This window comes from Butyrivibrio sp. NC3005, from assembly GCF_000424545.1.
GTDB lineage: Bacteria > Bacillota > Clostridia > Lachnospirales > Lachnospiraceae > Butyrivibrio.
The window spans coordinates 1-3,881 of the sequence record NZ_KE384206.1; the positions used below are offsets into that span (position 1 = coordinate 1).

General features: G+C 34.9%; 3 protein-coding genes. All 3 read left to right on the plus strand.

The window, feature by feature from the left end; all coding sequences use genetic code 11:
* Positions 1-406: 406 nt before the first annotated feature.
* Entirely contained in the window at positions 407-811 is a 405-nt protein-coding gene (locus G634_RS0114895) for a hypothetical protein (protein WP_026505923.1), read from the plus strand.
* Between the two features lie 129 nt (positions 812-940).
* Positions 941-2,017, plus strand: a complete 1,077-nt coding sequence (locus G634_RS0114900) for a hypothetical protein (protein ID WP_026505924.1) — start codon at positions 941-943, stop codon at positions 2,015-2,017.
* Positions 2,018-2,434: 417 nt separating this feature from the next.
* A complete protein-coding gene (locus G634_RS20985; RefSeq protein WP_081676668.1) occupies positions 2,435-3,805 on the plus strand; it encodes a manganese efflux pump in 1,371 nt (456 codons plus the stop codon).
* Positions 3,806-3,881: the final 76 nt, after the last annotated feature.

Here is a 3,881-nt window from a genome sequence, read left to right on the forward strand (position 1 = left end):
GGAATCTATGACAAAGTTATAGAGCTATCGCCAGACTTTAGCGAAGAAAAGGTGGTTGAAATATTATGCGGCGAAGAGGTTGATTTATAGGTTATTGTTTTTATTACGAAAATCAATAACTGTACTATACCAAAATTTGTCGTTAGAAAAAATTGGCCTGCTAAGCAGGCTTATTGCGGATGATTATCATAAATTCCAGTAAAAAGTTGTATAAAATCTATTTTCGTTACTGATAAAAGTGTAGATATTAGAAAGTAATCATTTCTGATATCTGCACTTTTTTACAATAACAAGTAGGAAAGTAAACTTATAGTTGAACATCAAACAACTAATTGATTATTTATTCTCGTTATTTTTTCGATATAATGAAATTACACTGGTGAATTCATCTAAGGAGAAATCGAATATGAGGATTATGCTAGGTAACAAAATCAAAGAATTGCGTAAAAGAGATAAAAGAACACAGGATGATATGCTTTACAAGTCTGTTTTTGAAGATGGTAATTATGGATGGTTTAATAGAGATATATGTATTCTTTATTTAAATGCAGCGTGGATTTGTAATAGGAATAAAGATTATAATCATGCTATAGATTTTTTTGAAAAAGCCTATGATTATGGAAGATTCTTTATGAAGAATGTTAAGGTGCCTATGAAAAGACCGACTTCAGCATGTATAAGTGATGCGATTGAACTGCCTTCACGCTTTATTTGTATAAACGAAGGAACTTTTAAAGAGTATATCGGATTTTTTTCAGAAGATGTCATTTCTAAATTGAGGAGCAATCCAAAGTTCATTTCTATTTTTTAATTCGGAATGTATATATGTATATGTGGAAACAAACTTGTACTAAGTTGTAAATAGTTGTAAAATCATCTTGAACCTGTAAACAGTTGTATATAAGTTTATAACCTGTAAATAGTTGTATTGGAGGGAATAATGAAGAATCCGTTTACACATACGCCGGGAAGAGTTGGTGATGCCAGCATTTCCACTACTTTAGAAGAAAGGGTATATGAGAACTTTATGTATCCGCAACCTTCCGAGAGTGTATACAAGATAAGTGGTATACGAGGTTCTGGGAAAACTGTGATTTTCGGCAATATTTTGCGACATTACAAAACTGCAGAGATGAAAGAGGGTGGATGGCTTGTATACGATATCTCATCTGCCAGGAATCAGATAAAAACTCTAATTTCATATCTTTTACTAGAACCTGAGGTGAAGACAGCGCTTCTTTCGGAGAAAACGACTTTTAATGTTTCGATTCCATTTGCTGGAATAAATGCTGGCCTTAATAACAAAACTGATTATGATGACGAGGTTCGACTTGAACAGCTTATTGGAATTTTGATTAAAGCTGATAAGAAGATTCTTATAGGTGTTGATGATATTGCTAAGACTGAGGCAATGACTGAGTTTTGTTCTGTATATGCCAAACTTTTAAGAAATACATTAGATAATGAGATTGAAGCTCCATGGCCGGTTTATCTAATCTGCTCAGGTGTATATCAGAATTTTTATGAACTAGGCGAAGTGCCGAATCTGACTTTTTTCAAGAGAGCAGCTGAACTGAAAACGGAGCCTTTTCCAATGCCTGCAATGGCTATAAAATATGAGGATATGGCTCAGATGGATGAAGAAAAGGCTATTTTGTATGCCAAGATGACAAAAGGTTTTGCCTACGCTTATCAGGTATTTGGAAGTGCATATTTTGAATACAAAGATAAAGGTGAAGAATATGTTCAGAAAATTGCCAAAAGTGAGCTTTTTTCGCAATGTTATGAGAAAATCTGGAAGGAACTTCCAGAAGGTGAACGTGAGATTCTAAGGATTGTTTCAACAGGTCCTAAGAAGAGGAAAGAGGTTCTAGAACAGCTTAAAGGAAAGGGAAGCTATCAGGTTAATAGTACAGCTCTTAAAAAAATGGGACTTTTGGTTGATAGTTCGGAATCATATGGGGTTGCAGAAATAACGTTGCCTTTCTTCGGCGAGTATATTCAGAAGTTTTGCTGAGTTTTTATAGGTTTTTGTTTTCATCAGGAAAACAGGGATCCGTACCAGACTCGAGAGCGGCGTTAAGAGTAATATTGCCCTTACTTTTAGCAGATATTTTGTAATTGTTTGTTGGTGCTAGGTTTGACAATGTTATCGATTTCATGATAATATTTTGTTAATTGTGTGAGGGAGTAGCAAGCGTGGCAGCATAGCAAGTCAACACACTGGTCGTAAGACCTGGCTTGTTTTAAATTGCGAGACTCACATATAGCGAGACTATATGTGAGGTTATTATATTTAAATAAGCGTATCAGGAAATAGAGAGCGCTTTGGAAGAAAGTGATTAAATAAACCCGAGTATAGTTAAAAAGCTATACTTGGGTTTGTTGTTTTATATTTCAATTGTTTTAATTTTGGAATGGAGAGTAGGAGATTATGGGACTTGTTGAATTGTTGTTTCTAGGAGTGGGTCTGTCAATGGATGCTTTTGCTGTTTCTATATGTAAAGGCATTGAGACAAAGAAGGCTAGTGTAAAGCAGGTTATGTCTTGCGGTGTCTGGTTTGGCTTTTTTCAGGGGTTAATGCCTTTTATTGGGTATGTTTTAGGAATAAGGCTTTTATTTATCATTAATAAAATTGCCCCATGGCTTGCATTTATTCTTTTATCAATAATAGGAACTAATATGATTAGAGAGGCTTTTTCTTCGAAGGAAGAGGAGACAAGGGCTGGATTTGATATTAAAACTATGTTTATTCTGGCCGTTGCAACTTCAATTGATGCTCTAGCTGTAGGAATTACTTTTGTAGCTGTTCCTGTTAAGTTAATTGCAGCACCGACTTTGTTTAATACTTTTATTGGATGTGTGATTATTATGATTACTACATTTGTCTTTTCGTGTTTTGGAGTTAAGATAGGAAATGCCTTTGGAACAAGATATAAGTCTGGAGCAGAGGCTGCTGGTGGTATTGTTCTTGTATTTATAGGACTTAAGATTTTGTTAGAGCATTTTGGTGTATTGGATTTCATGGACAATGGAGATGTTTTGTTCGGTCTTCTTATTCCATTTATGGGAACAGTACTTGGTTCAGCATTCATTTTTGTTACAGACAGTCAGGTTAAAGAGAATTTTAAGCTGATAATGATAGGCATGGCTGGTGGAATTATGATGGCTTGTTCTATGTGGACGCTTTTATATCCATCAGTTCGACAGGGAAAAGTGATTGAAGCTGCTATTGGATTTTTTATAGGAATTGTATTTCAATATTTTCTTGATAAGGCAGTTCCTCATGCACATGTCTTCACTAAAGTGGAAGAGGGTCCTTCTAATAGTTTGAAGTATTCATTAAAAGTAATGTTATCTGAGGTGATTCATCATGTTCCAGAGGGAATGGCTGTAGGTATTATGTATGCTGGAGCTATTAATAAATCTGATGAAGTATCCTTGGCTGCTGCCCTTATTCTTACTATAGGTATTGCAATTCAAAATGTTCCGGAGGGATTATTTGTATCAGCTCCGATTAGAACTGATGGAGAAGAAAAAAGCAAATCGTTTTTGATGGGAGTTATATCTGGCGTTATAGAGCCTATTTTGGGAATTTCTATGATAATATTGGTGACAGCTTTCCCAGGAATATTACTATTTACCATGGCACTTACAGGCGGTGCTATCTCATTTTTGGTAATAGAAGAAAATATACCTTCGATGTGCACGGGAAAACATTCTGATAAAGGAACTATATCATTTGCGTTTTTCTTTTGTCTTATGATGGTTATTACATTTTCGTCTGGATTTTTGGGAAAGTGACAAAAATCTATGACTTCTTGTCACTTATATTCAGAAACTCGCATTTACTGCGAGTTTCGTGAGAACAAAAGTCAAG

Coding starts and splice junctions, on each gene's coding strand:
- G634_RS0114900 (WP_026505924.1), top strand. CDS start 941: ATGAAGAATCCGTTTACACATACGCCGGGAAGAGTTGGTGATGCCAGC.
- G634_RS0114895 (WP_026505923.1), top strand. CDS start 407: ATGAGGATTATGCTAGGTAACAAAATCAAAGAATTGCGTAAAAGAGAT.
- G634_RS20985 (WP_081676668.1), top strand. CDS start 2,435: ATGGGACTTGTTGAATTGTTGTTTCTAGGAGTGGGTCTGTCAATGGAT.